This is a genomic window from Paenibacillus sp. FSL M7-0896, assembly GCF_037975415.1.
GTDB classification, from domain to species: domain Bacteria; phylum Bacillota; class Bacilli; order Paenibacillales; family Paenibacillaceae; genus Paenibacillus_AQ; species Paenibacillus_AQ silagei.
On record NZ_CP150250.1, the window covers coordinates 1 to 17,960 of the forward strand.

General features: G+C 53.6%; 19 protein-coding genes and 1 pseudogene. 13 read left to right on the forward strand and 7 right to left on the reverse strand.

Annotated features, from left to right (window positions below; translation table 11 throughout):
- Complete coding sequence (locus tag MKY12_RS00005) at positions 1-525, forward strand: helix-turn-helix domain-containing protein (RefSeq protein WP_339253042.1); 525 nt, start codon at positions 1-3, stop codon at positions 523-525.
- On the opposite strand, the pseudogene MKY12_RS00010 reads toward MKY12_RS00005, so the two are convergent.
- The 3 genes and pseudogenes from MKY12_RS00010 to MKY12_RS00020 all read right to left on the reverse strand — a co-directional run.
- Positions 522-638 (reverse strand): annotated as a pseudogene (locus MKY12_RS00010) (flavin reductase family protein); the annotation flags it as partial. The gene MKY12_RS00005 and the pseudogene MKY12_RS00010 overlap by 4 nt on opposite strands.
- Positions 639-656: 18 nt before the next feature.
- Positions 657-1,100, reverse strand: coding sequence for an SMI1/KNR4 family protein (locus tag MKY12_RS00015; RefSeq protein WP_339312386.1), 444 nt, complete (start codon positions 1,098-1,100; stop codon positions 657-659).
- Between the two features lie 205 nt (positions 1,101-1,305).
- The gene (locus MKY12_RS00020; RefSeq protein ID WP_339312388.1) at positions 1,306-1,716 is read right to left on the reverse strand and encodes a hypothetical protein; all 411 of its coding nucleotides are present in this window, start codon (positions 1,714-1,716) and stop codon (positions 1,306-1,308) included.
- 238 nt (positions 1,717-1,954) lie between these two features.
- Here MKY12_RS00020 and MKY12_RS00025 point away from each other — a divergent pair, with 238 nt between their 5' ends.
- The 9 genes from MKY12_RS00025 (at position 1,955) to MKY12_RS00065 (ending at position 10,603) form a co-directional block, all read left to right on the forward strand.
- The gene (locus tag MKY12_RS00025; protein ID WP_036723597.1) at positions 1,955-2,647 is read left to right on the forward strand and encodes a response regulator transcription factor; all 693 of its coding nucleotides are present in this window, start codon (positions 1,955-1,957) and stop codon (positions 2,645-2,647) included.
- Positions 2,644-4,116, forward strand: coding sequence for a HAMP domain-containing sensor histidine kinase (locus MKY12_RS00030; protein WP_339312390.1), 1,473 nt, complete (start codon positions 2,644-2,646; stop codon positions 4,114-4,116). The genes MKY12_RS00025 and MKY12_RS00030 overlap by 4 nt, the downstream gene beginning before the upstream one ends.
- A gap of 102 nt (positions 4,117-4,218) precedes the next feature.
- Positions 4,219-5,340 (forward strand): hypothetical protein, encoded by a 1,122-nt coding sequence (locus MKY12_RS00035; protein WP_339312391.1) that lies wholly within the window; start codon positions 4,219-4,221, stop codon positions 5,338-5,340.
- Positions 5,341-5,549: 209 nt separating this feature from the next.
- Positions 5,550-6,092 carry a MarR family transcriptional regulator gene (locus MKY12_RS00040; RefSeq protein WP_209876242.1) on the forward strand — a complete coding sequence of 181 codons (543 nt, stop codon included), beginning with the start codon at positions 5,550-5,552 and terminating at the stop codon, positions 6,090-6,092.
- Between the two features lie 42 nt (positions 6,093-6,134).
- The gene (locus MKY12_RS00045) at positions 6,135-7,589 is read left to right on the forward strand and encodes an aryl-sulfate sulfotransferase (protein WP_209876243.1); all 1,455 of its coding nucleotides are present in this window, start codon (positions 6,135-6,137) and stop codon (positions 7,587-7,589) included.
- Between the two features lie 47 nt (positions 7,590-7,636).
- Complete coding sequence (locus tag MKY12_RS00050) at positions 7,637-8,665, forward strand: ABC transporter substrate-binding protein (RefSeq protein ID WP_339312392.1); 1,029 nt, start codon at positions 7,637-7,639, stop codon at positions 8,663-8,665.
- A 22-nt stretch (positions 8,666-8,687) separates the two neighbouring features.
- On the forward strand, positions 8,688-9,476 hold the full coding sequence (locus MKY12_RS00055) for an ABC transporter ATP-binding protein (RefSeq protein WP_339312393.1): 789 nt from the start codon (positions 8,688-8,690) through the stop codon (positions 9,474-9,476).
- Positions 9,477-9,494: 18 nt separating this feature from the next.
- Positions 9,495-10,271, forward strand: coding sequence for an ABC transporter permease (locus MKY12_RS00060; RefSeq protein ID WP_339312394.1), 777 nt, complete (start codon positions 9,495-9,497; stop codon positions 10,269-10,271).
- A gap of 95 nt (positions 10,272-10,366) precedes the next feature.
- Positions 10,367-10,603, forward strand: a complete 237-nt coding sequence (locus tag MKY12_RS00065; protein WP_339312396.1) for a hypothetical protein — start codon at positions 10,367-10,369, stop codon at positions 10,601-10,603.
- Positions 10,604-11,415: 812 nt separating this feature from the next.
- On the opposite strand, the gene MKY12_RS00070 is transcribed toward MKY12_RS00065, so the two are convergent.
- The 3 genes from MKY12_RS00070 to MKY12_RS00080 are packed head-to-tail and all read right to left on the reverse strand — an operon-like array spanning position 11,416 to position 14,778.
- The gene (locus MKY12_RS00070; protein WP_339312398.1) at positions 11,416-12,498 is read right to left on the reverse strand and encodes a mannose-1-phosphate guanylyltransferase; all 1,083 of its coding nucleotides are present in this window, start codon (positions 12,496-12,498) and stop codon (positions 11,416-11,418) included.
- A complete protein-coding gene (locus MKY12_RS00075; RefSeq protein ID WP_339312399.1) occupies positions 12,491-13,597 on the reverse strand; it encodes a glycosyltransferase in 1,107 nt (368 codons plus the stop codon). The genes MKY12_RS00070 and MKY12_RS00075 overlap by 8 nt, the downstream gene beginning before the upstream one ends.
- A complete protein-coding gene (locus MKY12_RS00080; RefSeq protein ID WP_036723587.1) occupies positions 13,597-14,778 on the reverse strand; it encodes a glycosyltransferase family 4 protein in 1,182 nt (393 codons plus the stop codon). The genes MKY12_RS00075 and MKY12_RS00080 overlap by 1 nt, the downstream gene beginning before the upstream one ends.
- A 201-nt stretch (positions 14,779-14,979) precedes the next feature.
- Between MKY12_RS00080 and MKY12_RS00085 the strand changes: the two genes are divergently transcribed.
- The 3 genes from MKY12_RS00085 (at position 14,980) to MKY12_RS00095 (ending at position 16,858) form a co-directional block, all read left to right on the forward strand.
- Positions 14,980-15,276, forward strand: coding sequence for a helix-turn-helix transcriptional regulator (locus MKY12_RS00085; protein ID WP_339253067.1), 297 nt, complete (start codon positions 14,980-14,982; stop codon positions 15,274-15,276).
- Complete coding sequence (locus MKY12_RS00090; protein ID WP_036723585.1) at positions 15,242-16,189, forward strand: DUF1861 family protein; 948 nt, start codon at positions 15,242-15,244, stop codon at positions 16,187-16,189. Before MKY12_RS00085 ends, MKY12_RS00090 begins: the two co-directional genes overlap by 35 nt.
- Positions 16,190-16,273: 84 nt before the next feature.
- On the forward strand, positions 16,274-16,858 hold the full coding sequence (locus MKY12_RS00095) for a 50S ribosomal protein L25 (RefSeq protein ID WP_339253070.1): 585 nt from the start codon (positions 16,274-16,276) through the stop codon (positions 16,856-16,858).
- A gap of 126 nt (positions 16,859-16,984) precedes the next feature.
- Here the strand turns inward: MKY12_RS00095 and MKY12_RS00100 are convergent, their stop codons facing one another.
- Positions 16,985-17,926, reverse strand: coding sequence for a carbohydrate ABC transporter permease (locus MKY12_RS00100; protein ID WP_339312400.1), 942 nt, complete (start codon positions 17,924-17,926; stop codon positions 16,985-16,987).
- Positions 17,927-17,960 lie beyond the last annotated feature (34 nt).

Consider the following 17,960-nt stretch of genomic DNA (forward strand, 5'->3'; position numbering starts at 1 on the left):
TTGATAGATAATAACAAAGCCGGGCAGAATATATTGAACTTAAGGAAGGGGCTATCCCTGACCCAAACAGAACTGTCCAGCTTAGTTGGCGTAAGCCATCAGGCGGTTTCTAAGTGGGAACAGGGAGACTGCCTGCCTGATATCGGGGTGTTGCTGAAGCTTGGACAGGTCTTCGGGAAGTCGGTGGAAGAGCTTCTGTTAGGGGATAGTGTTAGCGGCGATTCAGCTTCTGAGAAAAATATAAGCCCTCCCATCGAGCTGCCAGATGAGGTCTGGACGCAAGCCTTGAATCATATCCAAGGCCGCATCTCACCACCCAGCTTCAACACCTGGTTCAAGGGCACGAAGGGGAAACAGCTGGGGGAGACTTACTGCGTCTACAGTCCGAGCCGTTTTGCTTCAGAATGGTTATATCACCGTTATTCCATTTTGATTGTACCGATTCTCGAAGATATTACAGGCACATCCAGCCTTAAGGTCGAGTTCTGCTCTATGGGAGCATGGGACACCAACCGTAAGGGTTAGGTTTCTATCCGGTAGGTTTTGCCGAGCTGATGACCCAGACCAAAATAATGGCGGAAATTGAAGAGGAGTGGACTCCATTTCAGAGGATCGAAATGATTGTCATCCATAATAATTAGGTGCAAGGAATGAAGCTACCACTCCATAAAATTCTCTTCAATCAGCGCAGCAAACGATTCTGCGATCACCTCGTAATCCCCGTTATCATGGTCGATGAGCAGCACGCGGCCCTTGGGGTCAAGCAGGATTGGGTTGCCCGAGCCGTCCATGGAAAAGACTACACTTCGTGCAAGCAGCCCGCTCATAGGGGTATCCTTGTAATCCTCGCGGAAGGACAACGTTAACTCGATCACACTCTCCCGTCCGATGGAGGAACCGTTGCTGAAGGCGTGTACGGATAGTCCGGCATAGGCGCCGCCAAAGCTTCGGATGAATTGAACATAATCCTGATCCAGTGACAGACCCAGCTGCTTCTCTGCCTCAGCGATTTGTTCCTCTGTTGCCGGTGTACCGAGCAGACTCTGATTCCCCTCTTTGGTTAAAAAAAGCTGCAAACGTTCCATTAGCGCATCATTCATAGCTATTCCTCCACTTCTAAGAGTATCTATTAATCATAACAAGAGCGGGACTTAGGTCAATAGTGCTCTTTGAATGATCTAAATGTGTTGCTGCGAAGGCATATGAGCCGGATATAAAAAAAGCTGTCCCATACGCAGTAAGTCTGCGAAGGGACAGCTTTTTAAATACTTTCAATCCTATTTAGTTAACGCTGCGCCCATTCACTCACCCAAACGAAGTTTCGACACTCTGCGCGACAATCTCCCTGAGCTCGGCCTTCTGTGCGTTGAACTGCTGCGGGGTGATGCTGCCGCTGGCGAGTCTGGCTTCGAGCTGCTGGGTCAGCTGCTTGACCTGCAGGTTGATGACCTGGGTCACGTTGCCGCCATTCTCTTCTGCAATGTTACGCAGGGATTTGCCGTCATACAAGGCGTCGTACAGCTCTTCGTCGGAAGTCGGGTTCAGGTTCAGGGCATCCAGCAGCTCATCGGTATCGGCCACATCAGAGGTGGACCATTTGGCGACAGGAAGGGTATGTAAAGCCGGCTTACCCCAGGCCGTTCCTCCGAACGACATAGCTACGATCATTGTTCCTACAATCATTACACGCTTAATATTCATATGTTTTATATTCATGTGTATAATCCTCTTTTCGTGGTTGGTTATATCGGTCAAGGTTCATCATTTACGGCGGCTAGTGAACTTCAGCTAAGTACAGTTTACCCAATAATACTGAAATGAAGCTTAAGTCTTCTTAAAGATAACCTAAACTTTGCTTGGCTCTGCCGGTTCCTTGCTCCGGCTTCTTCATCTGCGTTATTCTTGAAGGGCAGTAACAGATCAGAACAAGCGTGAGCGGAAGGATGAACCGTCAATGAAAAAAATACTGGTCGTCGATGACGAACCGGCCATTGTAAGTGCGATTGCCTACGCGCTGCGGCGTGAAGGCTATGAGGTCGATACTGCCGGTGACGGGGAGGAAGCGCTGAGCAAGGCGAATACCTTCCGTCCGAATGTGCTGGTGCTGGATGTAATGATGCCGAAGCTGAGCGGTTATGATGTCTGCCGCAAGCTGGAGGACCGGGATGATATTGGAATCATCCTGCTGACTGTCAAGAATGATATTGTTGATAAAATTGTCGGTCTGGAGCTGGGTGCAGACGATTATATGACCAAGCCCTTCGAGATCCGCGAGCTGCTGGCCCGGGTGAAGGCGCTGCTGCGCCGGCTGGAGAAGAATACGGCTGAGGTTCGCAGTGAGCTGATCGAATACGGCCTCTTGCAGGTTCACCCGGACCGGCGCAGCGCCGAGCTTGGCGGGGAGCCGCTGGAGCTGACCCCGAAGGAATTCGATCTGCTGCATCTGCTGCTCTCGCACCCGCAGCGGGTGTATATGCGCGAGGAGCTGCTGGAGCAGGTCTGGGACATGGACTATGCCGGGGGAACGCGCACCGTGGATATTCATATCCAGCGGCTGCGCAAAAAGCTGGGCGAGCCCTACCAGAATATCCTGCAAACCGTCTACGGTGTAGGCTATAAGGCAGTGCCTGCGGGGAGCTACTCATGAGAATCAGCATAAAACTGAAGTTCAGCCTGTTCCTGGCGGCGCTGCTGATTCTGGCCGTCGGCGTGCTGAGCTACTTCGTCCTGCGCGGCGTGGAGCGCAATGAGCAGGGCCAGACGGAGCACAATCTGGCCCAGCACGTCAACACGGTCAATCTGCGCGTGAAGCAGACATACTATACCGGTGCGCGCCTTACGCCGCAGGTCTTCATGCAGCAGCGCGGCAAGGCGCTGGCTGCCGAGCTGGCCGGATTCACCGGCCTGGAGGTGACCCTGTACGACAGCCAGGGCCAGCAGGCGGGCACCTCGGCGCAAGGCGGGCCTGGGCCGGGTCCGGGCAAGCCGGATCTCAGCACAGCGCTGGACTACGCGCTGAATAACAAGGTCGCCTACCAGAGTGAAGGCGATAAGCTGTTCTACCTGGCCCCGCTGCAGGGGCCGGAGGGCCAGATGGGCGTGGTGCAGCTGCAATACTCCCTGGAGGGCGCCCGCAGCTTCCAGCAGACGCTGCTGAATCTGTTCCTGACGACAGGCGGCGTGGTTCTGGTGTTCAGCTTCATCCTCGGGTACCTGTATTTCAACCGTGCGGCTGCCTCCATCGGGCGGCTGAAGAAGGCGGCGGAGGATATCCGCGGTGCCAACTATATCACGGCTCCGCCGGTGCGGCGTAAGGATGAGCTGGGGGAGCTGGCCGAGGGCATCTACTTCATGAGCCGGGAGATCGAGCGCAGCATTGCCGCCAAGGATGAAGAACGGCGTAAGCTGGAGCTGGCGGTGGAGAAGCTTCAGGCGCTGGAGCAGCAGCAGAAGCAGTACATCGGGAACATCAGCCATGAATTCAAGACGCCGCTGACCTCGATTAAGGCCTATGTCGATCTGCTGAATATGTATGACGATGACCCCAAGCTGCTGCATGATGCCAAGCTGAGTATCGCCAAGGAGACAGAGCGGCTGTACGAGATGGTGGAGAAGGTGCTGCAATTGACGGCGCTGGAGAAGTATGATTTTGAATCCCAGGCAGAGCTGCTGGAGGTTGAGAGTACGCTGCGCGATATCTGCGGACGGATGAAAGGCAAGGCGGAGCGCTACGGCCTCACAGTCACGCTTGACGCCCAGCCCGCGCATATCTGGATCGATAGAGAAAGCTTCATGCATATCTTCATCAATCTGCTGGACAATGCGATCAAATATAATGTCCCGCAGGGGAGTGTTCATCTGTACAGTGAGGTCAGGGATCAGCGGGTATGGATCACCGTGCAGGATTCCGGCATCGGCATTCCGGAGGCGTCGCGGGAGAAGATCTTCGAAGCGTTCTATACGGTCAATCGTGACCGTTCCAGAGCCTCGGGTGGCACAGGGCTTGGTCTCTCGTTGGTCCGTAATCTGGTGGAGAAGCAGGGCGGAACCATTGCCTTGTTGGAAGGCTCAGGCGAAGGGGCGGCGTTTGAGCTGTCTTTTCCGCTGGTGACCTGAAGGGATAAAGTTTACAAGTTGGAGATATTTGCGATGCGGTTTGGAAATAAGCGTCCGCTATGCTGAAGTGGCAACATGAGCGATGAGCTGGAGGGAAGCCGAATGAATCATAAGAGCCATAGAGCCTGGGGCAAGATCTGGAGCATTCTGCTCTGCGGAGCTGTTCTCCTATCGGTTACTGCCTGTAGTACTGAGAGCACAGATACACGTGAGGTTGTAGAGAAGGCAGGCCGCAAAATTACAGTCCTCGATAATATCAGCGAACCGGTCTACACAAAGCTGAAGCTTGCGGGCATACAGAAGGTGGAAGGGGTTCGGGGGACGGATTTTGCCGGAGAGAATGTAATGGTAGTGACCAAGGAGAACCGCAGTCTTCCCTCGCAGATTATTGAAGGACAGGAACGGTATCCGCTGAATCTCTATCTGCATACCCTGTCCACAGGTGAGGAAGCCCCGCTGCAGGTTGGAGAGCTGAATGTTGGCGCGCCGCAAATATCCCCGGACAAGACGCATGTCTTCTTCAAGGAGCTGCATGACATCACAGGATTCGGTTATATTATGGATCTGTCCGGGGGTGCACCGGTGAAGGTAAGCGATGCAGAGTTTCGGGTGGAGGAAGGAAAGTGGGCGGATGACGCGCATGTGATTTTTCCTGATATGGAAGGCAATATTCTAAGTGCAGATCTAACCGGCAAGCAGGAGACGATCGTGAAGACGGGCATCCCGTACGTGCATGAGGTGGTTCAGACCGGCAGCCGGATTCTCTATGTTACAGGTGAAGACAGCCAGCTTAGCGCCTATGACACAGCGACGAAGCAGACCAAGGTGCTGCGAAAGAATGTGATCTGGGCGGTTCCTTCTCCGGACGGAAGTCAGATGGCGATTGTCGAGCGTATCGGACGCGGAGAGATGACTCTGAAGCTCTGTGACAGCGAAGGCAATGAGCAGTCTAAGCTAGCTTCAGGGCAGCAGATCTTCGGCACCAGCTGGTCGCCGGACGGCAAGCTGCTGGCTTATGCAGTGACGGCGGCCGGTTCAACGGATGACCAGCAGGACCTGTTCATTACCGAGGTGGAGACCGGAGAGCAGACGCCTGTGCTGAATGATTTTCATCTGGCTGATCCTCTCCACTGGAGTCCGTCCGGTAAGAAGCTGCTGGCTACAGCTACGGTGCTGGAGGATAATATCTATCAGTTTCTGACCTACGTGGTCAGCCTGTCGTAACAATTTTGTAATTCTTACTTGACAGGTTGGTTTAAGGGGGTATATGATAACAGCAATACTTCACCGCTAATTAAATGAACAGTGAAATAATCGCTGTGAACATCATACCTGAGATTTGAGCTGATTGGACCACCAAAGGCTCCCGTTACAGTTCCCGAACAGGGAATGGACCGGGGGCCTATTTGCGTCCCGTGGAGGAGAGAGAGGGCATGGAGGATAGACAGTGGGAGCAACTGGAGCAGGCGGATCATCTGTTCCGTAAGCTGGTACGCAGGTTCGTCAAGGAGCGCGACCGGGTAAGCGTGGAAGGGGTGGCCTTGCCGGGAATGCTGATTCTGCACAAAATCATCCGCGACGGAGAGCAGCGGCTCGGCGATCTGGCGGAGCAGCTTGATTTCACCTCAGGCGCCATAACGGCGCTGAGTGACAAGCTGGAGGCGGGCGGATATACGGTACGCAGGCGTAAGGAGGATGACCGTCGGACCGTGCTGCTGGATATTACCGCCAGCGGCCGGGAGATGGTGAAGCGTAACGGCAACATCGGTGCCAGGTGTATTACGCTTCTGTTCGAGGGCTTTACGGAGGAAGAGCTGGAGCAGCAGAGCCGTTTCTATGAGCGGATGATCGGGAATCTGGAAGGGTTCTCGGAGACGCTGCTGGAGCTGGCCCAGCAGAATGCTGCCAATCCCGTTCCCGCAGAGCCTGAACAGAAGCCGCGAGCAGTTACGAAGAGCAATTATCTCAGCTACTGAGGAATGAAGAGAATACTAACCTAATGATGAGGAGAGATGAGCATGGGACATTCCACAATATATCCAACAGGGGCAACCATATATAACCCGGCCAAGGCATGGAGCGGCTACACGGTATTTCAGGCGGGCGATGAGGGCGTAGTGCTGATCGACATGAGCGGCAAGGAGGTACATCTATGGCAAGGGCTAATCGGTTTTCCGGCCAAAATCCTTCCCGGTGGCTATGTCCTGGGCAGCACCGGCAGAAGAGATCCCAAATTCGGCATTCAGGATAATGTCGATCTGGTGCAGGTGGATTGGGAAGGCAATGTGGTCTGGAGATACAACAGCTATGAGCTGATCGAGGACCCTGGGGCCGAGCCGCTCTGGTATGCCCGCCAGCACCATGATTACCAGCGGGAAGGCAATCCTGCCGGATACTATGCTCCCGGGCTTGAACCTTCGGTTAACAGCGGGACAACGCTCATCCTGGCGCATAAAAATCTGCATAACTCCGAGATTTCCGACAAAGAGCTGCTGGATGACACGATTATTGAAGTGGACTGGGAAGGTAATGTCCTCTGGGAGTGGGCGGCCAGCGATCATTTCGCGGAGCTGGGATTCGACCAGGCGGCGCGCAATGTCCTGTTCCGCGACCCCAACACCCGCTCCTTCGGCGATCTGGGCGGCGGCGTAGGCGACTGGCTGCATATTAACTCTGCGTCCTATGTGGGGCCGAACCGGTTCTATGATCAGGGAGACGAGCGCTTCCACCCGGACAATATTATCTGGGATGCCCGTGAGGCGAATATCATCGCGATCACGGATAAGCGCAGCGGGGCCATTGTCTGGCGCTTGGGCCCGGATTATTCCCTGCCCGAAGTGAAGCATATCGGCTGGATTATCGGCCAGCATCACGCCCACATCATTCCGAAGGGGCTGCCGGGGGAAGGCAATCTGCTTGTATTCGATAACGGCGGTTGGGGCGGCTACGGTCTGCCGAATCCGGCATCGCCCTTCGGGCAGAAGAATGCGCTACGCGATCACTCGCGTGTGCTGGAGATTAACCCGGTGACGCTTGCGATCGAGTGGCAGTATACTTCGGCGGAGGCGGGATTCTCCATTCCGACGGATTCCTATAAGTTCTACAGCCCGTATATCAGCTCGGCGCAGCGGCTTGCGAACGGCAACACGCTGATTACCGAAGGCTCCAATGGACGGCTGTTCGAGGTCACGGCAGCGCATGAGCTGGTCTGGGAGTATATCTCCCCATACACCGACCGCCGCAATACGAATATGGTCTACCGTTCTTACCGGGTACCCTATGCCTGGGTGCCGCAGCTTACGAAGCCGCAGGAGCTTGCGATTGAGCCGCTCGATGTGTCCAGCTTCCGGGTGCCGGGAGCCGCGCCGAAGGGATCAGATTCGGTCGTGCAGGTAGCGACGACGCTGCCTTTTACAGAGGGAGCTGCCTGTGTAGCCACTACGGATGAAGGCAGCGTCCGGCGGGCCAAGTAGAGACTCAGGCAGGCTTCAGAAATTCATAGACGAAGAGGTGCGTTCTTGTGACAAAATCAAGGTACAGCTTAAGCCTTCTGCTCTTATCCTTATTTCTGGTACTGGTACTCTCCGGCTGCAGCTCCAAGGGAGATGCGGCAGCCTCTGCGGGAGAGGGCAGCGGAACACCGGAGACCCTGAAGATCAGGATTGCTGATATCAACACGAATCCGACCTTCCGGGTAGCCCTTAAGCAAGGCATTTTCAAAAGCCACGGCATCGATGCGGAGATCATCAACTTCGGGACGCCGGCGGAGGGAGTGAATGCGCTGTTCATCAAGCAGGTGGATGTGGCCTTCGGCGCGGATTTTCCGGTGCTGAACGCCGTTGCCAAGGGCGACTATTCGATCATCGCTTCCGCCGGTCAGGCCACGGATCAGGCAGCGGCAGTATGGAAGCTGTACGCTAGAGACGACATTCAGTCTGCCGCTGATTTGAAGGGCAAGAATCTGAGCTTCCTGCGCGGGACGTTCCTGCCGTATCTGTGGGATGAATACCTGAAGGAGCAGGGCATCGCGCTCAGCGATGTGAAGCTTACAGGACAGGGGGCCTTCGACGAAGCCTTCATTGCCCTGAAGCAGGGGGATGTCGATGCCGCCTGGTTCAGCGGTTCAGCGCTGACCGATAAGCTGGCTGCGCTTGAGGGCGTGCATGAGCTGACCGATATGTCGAAGACGCCGGTGCGGCTGGGGATGGGAATCGTAGCCGAGAATGCTTTTGTAGAGGAGCATGCTGAAGGCATTGGGGCTTTCCTGGCAGCGGTGGATGAAGCTTCGGCGTATGTGCAGGAGCATCCGGAGGAAGTGGCGGAGCTGATGTTCAAGGAAGTGAAGCAGCCGAAGGAAGCGACGCTGAAGGACCTGCCGGCGAATCCGTGGAAGGTGGGCTTCACCCAGGCTGCGTATGACAGCCTCGCCGGACAGAAGAAATATATGGTGGATACAGGGATTATCACGCAGGACTTTGACCTTGGCAGCAAGCTTAAGCTGGAGCCGCTGAAGCAGGCGCTGCCGGATAAAGTGACCTATCCGAAATAAATAAAACCACAGGAGGTGCCCCATGTCTTTATCTGCTAAACCAGCGGCAAGGCAGCATGCTATTCATATTGAGCAGCTGCGTAAGAGCTACAGTGAACCGGCAGCCGGAGATGTCCACTACATTATTAAGGATGTAGATCTGGTGATCAAGGGCGGAGAATTCTTCGTGCTGCTTGGCCCAAGCGGCTGCGGCAAATCCACGCTGCTGAATATGATCGCGGGGTTCGTCTCCAAATCGGGCGGACATTTGCGTGTAGACAACATTGAGGTGGATAAGCCGGGCCGGGACCGGGCGGTGGTATTCCAGCAGGCAGATTCGTCCCTGTTCCCCTGGCTGACGGTGCGGGAGAATGTAGAGTTCGGACTGCGGATGAAGAAGGTGGCGAAGGCAGAGCGCCAGAGCTTATCTAGCCGGTATATCAAGCTTGTCGGGCTGGACGGTCATGAGGACAAATTCCCGAAGGCGCTGTCGGGGGGGATGAAGCAGCGGGTACAGCTGGCCCGGGTGCTGGCGAATGATCCGGCGATTCTGCTGATGGATGAGCCGTTCGGCGCGCTGGATGCCATGACCCGGCGGACGATGCAGAAGGAACTGGTGCAGATCTGGCAGCAGACGCATAAGACGGTGATCTTCGTGACCCATGATATTCAGGAAGCGCTGCTGCTGGGGGAGCGCATCGGCATTATGTCGGTAGGGCCCTCCTCCAATATCACAGACATCTACGACAATACGCTGCCCTTCCCGCGGGATGTGGCTTCACCTGAATTCTACGCGCTGTACAGCCGGATTCAGAGCCATTTTGAAGAATAGGACGGGAGGTGACACCTGATGAGATGGGTGGAAAAGAAATGGGTATCCGTATCCCTGCTGTGGCTTGCCGTACTCTTCCTCTGGCAGCTTGGCGCCTGGGTGTATGGTCCCGATGTCATTCCCGGGCCGTGGGCCACGGCCCGCGGCGGGCGGGAGCTGCTGGAGGACGGGACGCTGGTGCAATATATCGGGGTCAGCTTGTACCGTGTGCTGATTGGCTGGGTGCTCGGCAGTCTGCTGGCTATTCCGGCAGGACTGATCACCGGCAAAGTGAATGCTATACGCCTGTTTGCCGAGCCGTTCCTGAATTTCATCCGCTTCATTCCGCCGATTGCCTTCATTACACTCTTCCTGGTCTGGTTCGGCATCGGGGAGCAGTCGAAGATCGCGCTGATTATGTACGCCACCTTCTTCATTGTGGTGCTGAATACCCTGACCGGAGTCATGTCGGTGGAGGAGGATAAGATCCGCTCCGCACGCAGCATGGGGGCCAGTGAGTGGCAGATTCTGCTGCATGTCATTGTGCCTTCGACCATTCCTTATATTTTCACCGGTGTGCGGCTGGCGATGGGCACCTCCTATATGGCGATTATCGGCGCCGAGATGATTGCCTCGAACGAAGGGGTAGGGTATCTGATCTGGAACTCGCGGTTGTTCTTCCGTACGGACTGGATCTTCGTGGGGCTGATTAGCCTCGGCTTCATGGGCTTCTTCACAGACCGGGTCTTCGGCTGGTTCGGCCGGAAGGTGCTCTACCGCTACGGTGTGGTCAGCGTGGCTGCGCACAGAAGATAAAGGAATGGCTCGGATCGGTTAGTAGCAACGGGATTCGTGGTATAATGGGGGAAGCTGCAAGCAAGCAGGATGAACAGGAAGGAGCAGTACCCCCAATGGAAGTAACCGCACAGGAAGTAGCGGAGTGGATGGTGAAGGAGATCAAGTTCACAGGGACGTTATACCAGACCGCTGCGATTGAATATGTGAAAGCAAATTTCGGTGAACAGTTTGTATTCGTGAATGAGAATGGCAATGCCTCGTTATCCAAGGATGTGAAGAAGGCCTTCCGCAAGCTGCATGGCGGCCGGATTGCCTGGGACCGCGACGGGTTCCTGTGGGCCTGGACCTGAGGCTGGACGAGTAGAGGTTGCCCATAAGAATATAACAAAGGGAGCATGCTGTAATAGCAATGCTCCCTTTTGTTATATTCCTGCCCTTAATACAACATTCTCCTCATTACATTGGCCCAAATCCAAGATTGTTGTAAAGAAGGCAGTATTTTCACTTGTTCATCCGGTTTAGCAGGGCGAATCCTGCAATTTCTACAACAATTCAACAAAAACACAGCTATAGAGGAATTAAAATTGTATAACGTACAACATTTGTGCCTACCGTGCTACTAGTACAGTGTCAGATTTAAAAGGGTGAGTAGGAGCGATAAGGTATGAAGAACTTAAAGAGCGAAGTCATTGGACCAGATGTATGCGAAAAAGAGAACACATTGTGCTGGTGCCAAGGTAATCCGCCCAAATGTATACGAAAAACGGAACACAATCGCAGCATCAGATTCAATAGGGTGGATAAGCTTGCGAAACTCCATCCCAAAATCTAACGGACCGGAGAGGCCTTATCCCCACGAGAACGCCACCTTTTGCAGCGTAACGGACTCAGGCGACCTTATCGCCTCTCTACGAGACGTTTCGGAGCTGAATTGCAGGGGATAAGCTCCATGGGGTCCGTTACCCGCCCAAGTGACGACTTTCTTATTTAATAAGAGCGCCTCAGTCCGTTACGCTAAGCCAAACGTCCCTGAAGAACAACCCCGCTTGGAAAAGATGATATTTTGAAGGGGAATTGCATCTGTTCCACCTTTTTAAATCTGACGATCTACTAGGAAGCTCTCCATCATAGTAAGAAGTCTTCATTCTGCGGGTGACATCCCCTATACATATTCCAGCATGCCCTTGTCCTTGAGCAGATCAACGATATCTTTAACCGACTGCGCCTTATCCTTGGGACAGATCATGACCGCGTCGCCGGTGTCGGCGATAATGAAGCCGTCCACGCCGATGGTGGTGATCAGCCGCCCGTTACCATAGATAATGGAATTGTGGGTGTCGATGCCGACATGATTGGCCTTGATAATGTTGCCTTCATCATCAGGCGGGAAGATGGCGCCGAGTGCGTCCCAGCTGCCGATATCATTCCAGCCGAACTGGCCGGACAGCACCACTACCTCATCAGAGCGTTCAAGTATGCCATAGTCAATGGAGATATTCTGCAGCAGCGGATAGATCCGGTTAATCGTCTCCTGCTCCTGGTCTGTACCGAGCGCTTCACTGATCGGCAGCATCGTATTATATAGCCGCGGCAGGTAACGCTTGAAGTTATCAATAATGACCGAAGTTTTCCAAATGAAGATCCCGCTATTCCAGAGATAATTGCCTGAGGCCAGATACCCCTGTGCCTTCTTGAAATCCGGCTTCTCCACGAATTCAGCTACATCGTATACAGCAACCGGTTTGACTGCGATCGGCTCCTGGTCATAAGCGATGTAGCCGTAGCCGGTGGACGGGAAGGTCGGCTTAATCCCGATCGTGACAATGGCGTCACTCTCCATCGCGACGGTGCAGGCTTCGTCCAGTGTAAGCCGGAACTGCGGCTCATCGGTAATATAATGATCGGAAGGCAGGACGACCATTAGGGAATCCCCTTCACTCATCTGCTGGATGGAGAAGGCGGCAAACAGGATGCTTGCTGAAGTATTCCGGGCCACAGGCTCGATCAGAATATTGCTTTTCTGAACACTACTGTGCATAATGCTCTCCAGCAGGACCGCCTGGGTGCGGTTCGTTACAATAACGGTATTCTCCTGCGGGATGATGCCCTTGAAGCGTTCGATCGTATCGTTCAGCATAATATCGTTGCCGCTGATGTTCAGCAGCTGCTTGGGGATTTCCTGTCTGGACAGCGGCCAGAAGCGGGTGCCGCCACCGCCTGCAAGTATGGTTGCGTATTTATCCATGATGAGTCACCAGATGGGCAATCGAGAAGGATATAATGCTCTCCGATCCCTGATTGAGGTTCAGCCCTGAGCTGTGAATGCCGTCGTAGCAAGCCCCGGACTGGGGGTCAATCAGGGAGATCTGCAAGGAATTATTCCCTGTATACCAGGCGTAGCACAGGTCAGCCCGCTGCAGATAAGCCGGGTCCTTCAGCACAACGGCCGCTTCCTCGCAGGCCAGCAGCATTTCGCAGGCTTCGATGGGCTGTTCATCATATAACGCAGGGCTGCCGCCGCGCAGCAGCCAGCCGTGGCTGCCAATGGGCTTGTAATAGCCTTCCGGCGCGAAGGTCCGGGAGATCAGGAAATCGAGGCTTTCCTTAGCCGTGATTCTCAGCGCCGGATTGCCGGAAATCTTGTAAGCCTTAAGCAGCGCCCAGGGCAGCATCGAGTTACCATACGTAAGACTGTCTTCATACCAGTTCCAGCCTTCGCCCTTGGTGAGATTGTATTGGTCATTCAGCCGGACGGCAACAGATTCAATAAGTTCTGTGATGAAGGCTTCAGGCAGGAAGGCACGTTCTTCTTCTGTACTTGGTATATGCGGATAAGGGAAGGAGTAGGTGAGTGCTCCTGGAGTCCCGGGTAAATAGCTGAGTCCGATCACGGCATAGGCCAGAGCCCGGGGCGACCGCAGGCCTGCGATATGCGGCAGCGCCTGGTTGATTAAATAACGGCAGGTATTCAGCAGATTATCAGGCAATATGGAGGAATAGGAGAGTACGAAGCCCAACGCCCAGAGGGTACGCCCCTGGCAATCCTCAGAGCCCCGTTCTTCCAGGAAGGAACGGTTATAGTCCATGAAGTTCCGGAAGTTGCCTTCTTCAGTCTGTGCATGGTGGACGAAAGAGAGGTACGTATGGATCAGGTCGAGGGAGGAGTTGTCCTGATTTTTTTTATACATCAGAACGGCTGCAATTAGAGCCCGCGCATTATCATCGGTAGTGTAGCCTTTGGCACGGTCGGGAACCCCGAATTTCGTATGCTGAAAAATCCCCGTATCATCGGTAATCCGGCGCATATAGTCCGGCTTGAACTGTAACACCGCTGGCGCCTGCATCAGATCACACTCCGGTCAGCCGGTGTGGCAAGGCCTATAATGTCCTGGAAGATGGCGGCATAGGTCTTCGCAACCTCACTCCACATCATTGTACTGCCGAGTTCCTGTGTACGCTGTTCCATATCCCGGACTTTGGCCGGACTGTCCAGCAGCTCCAGAATACAGGCCTCCAGGGAAGCCGAATCGCGGAATTCTGCCAGCAGTCCTCTGCCTCCCGCCAGCATCTCTTCGGCATAGCGGTAAGGGGTGGAGATAATCACTCTGCCATAGCCGACTCCATAAGCGAGTGTTCCGCTGACGGCCTGTTCCTTGCCCAGATAAGGAGTCATATATATATCCGACATCACCAGGGACTCAATGACCTCTTCCTGGGTCAGCAGCTTGTCGACGAACAGCACATTATTGACCAGGTCTAATTCATGCACCAGATCGGTCAGCTTTTGCCGGTAGACTTCACCGGTCTCCTGCTTAACGACCGGATGCGTCTTGCCCCAGATGATATAGAGCGCGTCAGGATGCTGCTTCACTACGCCGCTCATAGCCTCAATCGCATATTCAATGCCCTTGCCGGGACTCAGGAAGCCGAAGGTCGAGAGGATTTTGCGTTCCCCGAACTTGTATTGAAGCTTCAGCTCTGCACGGGTGGAGGTCTGGACAAAAGGAACGCCGTGATGAATGAATGCTATTTTGGCGGCGTTAATATGATAGACAGAGATTAGATCCTCTACTGTGGATTGGGCCATGGTCACCACCTTGACGCTTCCTTCGGCGAGCCGGGTGATAATCTCATGCTGCTTGGGGGTAGGCTTGGTTAAGACAGTATGGAAGATAACCACGTAAGGGATCTGAAGCTCTTCTGTGAACTGCAGCAGATATTCGCCGCTCTCTCCGCCGTAGATGCCGAATTCATGCTGAATGACTAGCAGATCGGTATCTGACTGGTTGATGTCCCTGGCTGATTCTATATAATCAGATAGCTGATGTTGGTTGATTTCCCGCATGACCTGATCCGTGTAACGGTAGTTCCCGTTGTTATTCATGGCGATGATGCGCGGTTTGTTGAAGCCCTGAAGCTTCGTGAATTCATCCAGCAGATCCTGGGTGAAGGTAGCAATTCCGCATTCTCTAGGCAGGCTGGTGGACAGGAAAACAATATTTTTATTGCGGTTGCTGTGGTTCATAATAGAAAGCCTCCCTATTGATTATCGAACTTTTGGGGACAAAAAAAGAAAATAAAGAGGACTTTATTTTCCGGGGATGAGTGGTATAAAGTTTTGTTTCTGCAAATTATTTCCTGACCAAACTATAACATGACCATTTAATCTTGTCAATTTATTGACTCCCTTGAAATCACCGGATATAGTGATGTAGGAGGTGTATGGATGCCAGTCATACGCAGTAAATTGAGTGAGGTTATGGATAAGCATGACCCGAAATTATCGATTCGCAAGCTAGCGAAGGACATTAATTACCATTTCGATTCCGTTCGGCGGATGTACAAAGACGAGATGGTGCAGTATCCCCGGGATCTGCTGCTGAAGCTGTGTACGTATTTCAATATTCAGCCTGGGGAATTGATCCGGATGGAACCGGATGAGAACGATTGGGCAATAGATAAGGCAAATGAATATGAGGAGGAAGGCAATGACAAGGAGCCCGGCGAAGACAGCAACCTGTAATGAACTGCTGGATACCTTTTATGCCAATCTCCGTACCGTGCACGTGGAGAAGCTGGTCTTCTCCGGCGTGGGCGGACGCGATGTATACAATATAACAGCCCCGTTCCTGCATGACGGGGAGGAAGTAATCTTGGGAAGAGTTGAGGAACGGGATAGCGAGTTCTCTCAAGTCTTCTTTTTTACATCCGGCGCAGATGGGGTATGGGTTCCCCGTGCGCATACCCATACCTATAATCTGCAGGACCCCTGCGTAACCCGCGTTAAGGGAGAATTGATTGTCGGCGGAGTTGAGGTGATTACGGCTGGGGATAATCCGCCCAAGATAGTCTCCTGGGTCACCCAGTTTTACCGGGGATACCGGATCGACTCGCTTCATCACTTCGCCTCCGGTCCGGAGCTGATGAAGGATATCCGGCTGATTGAGCTTCAGGATGGCAGAATCGGTGTACTGACCAGACCGCAGGGAGAGCGGGGCGGCAGAGGACAAATTGGCTTCACCATTATTGATTCACTGGAGGAGCTGCATGAACAGACCTTACTGGAGGCGGAGATTCTGCAGCATCAATTCGTGCCGGAAGAGTGGGGCGGAGCCAATGAAGCCCATCTGCTGCGCAATGGCCATATAGGTGTGCTGGGGCATATTGCCTGCTTCGACCGTCTGGGGAAGAAGCATTACTACTCTATGGTCTTCTCGCTTAATCCGGACACTTTGGAGACTACCCCGGTTAAAATCATCGCAGCCAGAAGCGATTTCCCGATCGGTCCGGGCAAACGTCCTGATCTGCAGGATGTCATCTTCAGCGGCGGACTGGTACGCGGAGCGGACGGCCGGGCGGTATTGTCTGTAGGCGTCAGCGATGCGGAAGCCTATAGAATCGAGATCCCTGATCCTTTTGCCGAATATGAAGTCTGATTGCCGCAGGTTTGACTAGATTCTATGGTCATGTTACACTTGAGGTGACAAGAATTTATGGTCGAAGAGAGCGGGAACCAAGCAATGAGTAAATTTATTCAACTAAGCAATCGTACGTCTGACACGAAGTCCAACCTGAATGTGGCAAGAAAGCAGGGCCGCATCCCGGCTGTACTGTACGGAATTGGTAAAGATACTCTTAGTCTTGAAGTGAACGAGAAGGAACTGCTGGAAGTGCTGAGAACGAATCCGCGGGCGATCCTGCAAGGGAAATTGACCGACGGTACAACCGTTCCGGTAGTGGTTCAGAACATCCAGAAGCAATCCATGTCCGGTAAAGTGCTGCATATTGATTTCCAGCATGTGAACATGAGCATCAGCATGGACAGCAAGGTGACCATTCATTTTGCAGGCGAAGCTGTTGGCGTCAAAGAAGGCGGCGTACTGCAGGTGGAAATCTATGAAGTAGAAGTCCGCTGTATGCCGGGCGATCTGCCTACTTCCATGGAAGTGGATATCAGCGGCCTTGCCATCGGCGACCAATTGCTGGTGTCGGATCTCATTTTCCAGGATGGCATTGAAGTGCTAACCGATCCAAGTACGGTCATGATTCAAATCAAGACTGTACATGAAGAAGTTGAAGAACCGGTAGTAGTTACTCCGGCTTAAATACAGTATGACGCATAGCCCTTCGGGCAGAACGTCTTGGAAGCTCATGATATATCATGATTCCGCTACGTCTGCCCGAAGGGGCTTTTTGTTGTTGTGGGGGACAGGAAGGAAGTCAGGGGGAGGTTATTTCAGCGCCCCTTCTGTCAGGCCGGCGACGATGTAGCGGTGGAAGAAGAGGTATACGACAATCATTGGGAGCGTAATAATCGCGAGTGCTGAGAACAGCAGCTTATAGTCGGTCATATACCGGCTGGAGAAGGCCAGCAGACCAACCGGTATCGTCTTCAGTGCATCATTCTGGATGTACAGCATGGCCAGCAGCAGCTCATTCCATGCATTCAGCGCTGAGAAGATCCCGACGGTGGCCATGTTCGGAATAAGCAGCGGAAGGATAATCCTGCTGTACATTCTCCAGTTGCCGCAGCCGTCTATCCGGGCAGCCTCCAACAGCTCTTTCGGTATAGAATCCAAGTATGCCTTGAGCAGGAATATGGCCAGCGGAAGGCCGGTTCCAATGTAAGGGAGGATTAAGCCCATATAGGAATCCTTCAAATTCAGCTGCTCAAAAATATAGCTCTGGGCAATGAAAAAGGATTGCAGCGGCATAAACAGTCCGAATACGAACATCAGCATCAGGAAGCTGCTGCCACGGAAGCGGAGCTTGCTGAAGGCGAAGGCTGCGAGGCTCGCGAAGAGCAGGATGCCCGCAACGGTGGCCGAGGTTACAATTACACTGTTGCCGGCGTAGGTGCTCATATTGCCGACGGTCCAGGCTTTGGACCAGTTCTGGAGATTGATCTGTTCCGGCAGTGCGAATGGAGCGGAGAAGATCTCCCGGTTCTCACGGAAGGAGGAGAGAATAAGCCAGAGAATCGGGTAGAAATAGAAGCAGGAAATGAAGATCATGAACAGATAATACAGAATATGCGAGAACGCTCTGCGGCTGGCCGCTTCCCCGCCGCTGTAAGCGTCTTTCTTGAGATCCAGGGCTGTGGTCGTCAAGCGGTACACCTCACTTTCGTATAATGTACATGTATCGGGGTCCCCGCAAAGTACCTGAGTCATCACCCGAAGCCTCTTTCAGAAGACTGCGAAGCCG

Bases quoted from the DNA above. Each gene is read 5' to 3' on its own strand.
- MKY12_RS00025 (WP_036723597.1), top strand. From the start codon at position 1,955: ATGAAAAAAATACTGGTCGTCGATGACGAACCGGCCATTGTAAGTGCG.
- MKY12_RS00070 (WP_339312398.1), bottom strand. From the start codon at position 12,498: ATGGATAAATACGCAACCATACTTGCAGGCGGTGGCGGCACCCGCTTC.
- MKY12_RS00015 (WP_339312386.1), bottom strand. From the start codon at position 1,100: ATGAATGATGCGCTAATGGAACGTTTGCAGCTTTTTTTAACCAAAGAG.
- MKY12_RS00055 (WP_339312393.1), top strand. From the start codon at position 8,688: ATGTCTTTATCTGCTAAACCAGCGGCAAGGCAGCATGCTATTCATATT.
- MKY12_RS00080 (WP_036723587.1), bottom strand. From the start codon at position 14,778: ATGAACCACAGCAACCGCAATAAAAATATTGTTTTCCTGTCCACCAGC.
- MKY12_RS00090 (WP_036723585.1), top strand. From the start codon at position 15,242: ATGACAAGGAGCCCGGCGAAGACAGCAACCTGTAATGAACTGCTGGAT.
- MKY12_RS00075 (WP_339312399.1), bottom strand. From the start codon at position 13,597: ATGCAGGCGCCAGCGGTGTTACAGTTCAAGCCGGACTATATGCGCCGG.
- MKY12_RS00020 (WP_339312388.1), bottom strand. From the start codon at position 1,716: ATGAATATAAAACATATGAATATTAAGCGTGTAATGATTGTAGGAACA.
- MKY12_RS00100 (WP_339312400.1), bottom strand. From the start codon at position 17,926: ATGACTCAGGTACTTTGCGGGGACCCCGATACATGTACATTATACGAA.
- MKY12_RS00040 (WP_209876242.1), top strand. From the start codon at position 5,550: ATGGAGGATAGACAGTGGGAGCAACTGGAGCAGGCGGATCATCTGTTC.
- MKY12_RS00045 (WP_209876243.1), top strand. From the start codon at position 6,135: ATGGGACATTCCACAATATATCCAACAGGGGCAACCATATATAACCCG.
- MKY12_RS00085 (WP_339253067.1), top strand. From the start codon at position 14,980: ATGCCAGTCATACGCAGTAAATTGAGTGAGGTTATGGATAAGCATGAC.
- MKY12_RS00030 (WP_339312390.1), top strand. From the start codon at position 2,644: ATGAGAATCAGCATAAAACTGAAGTTCAGCCTGTTCCTGGCGGCGCTG.
- MKY12_RS00095 (WP_339253070.1), top strand. From the start codon at position 16,274: ATGAGTAAATTTATTCAACTAAGCAATCGTACGTCTGACACGAAGTCC.
- MKY12_RS00060 (WP_339312394.1), top strand. From the start codon at position 9,495: ATGAGATGGGTGGAAAAGAAATGGGTATCCGTATCCCTGCTGTGGCTT.
- MKY12_RS00065 (WP_339312396.1), top strand. From the start codon at position 10,367: ATGGAAGTAACCGCACAGGAAGTAGCGGAGTGGATGGTGAAGGAGATC.
- MKY12_RS00035 (WP_339312391.1), top strand. From the start codon at position 4,219: ATGAATCATAAGAGCCATAGAGCCTGGGGCAAGATCTGGAGCATTCTG.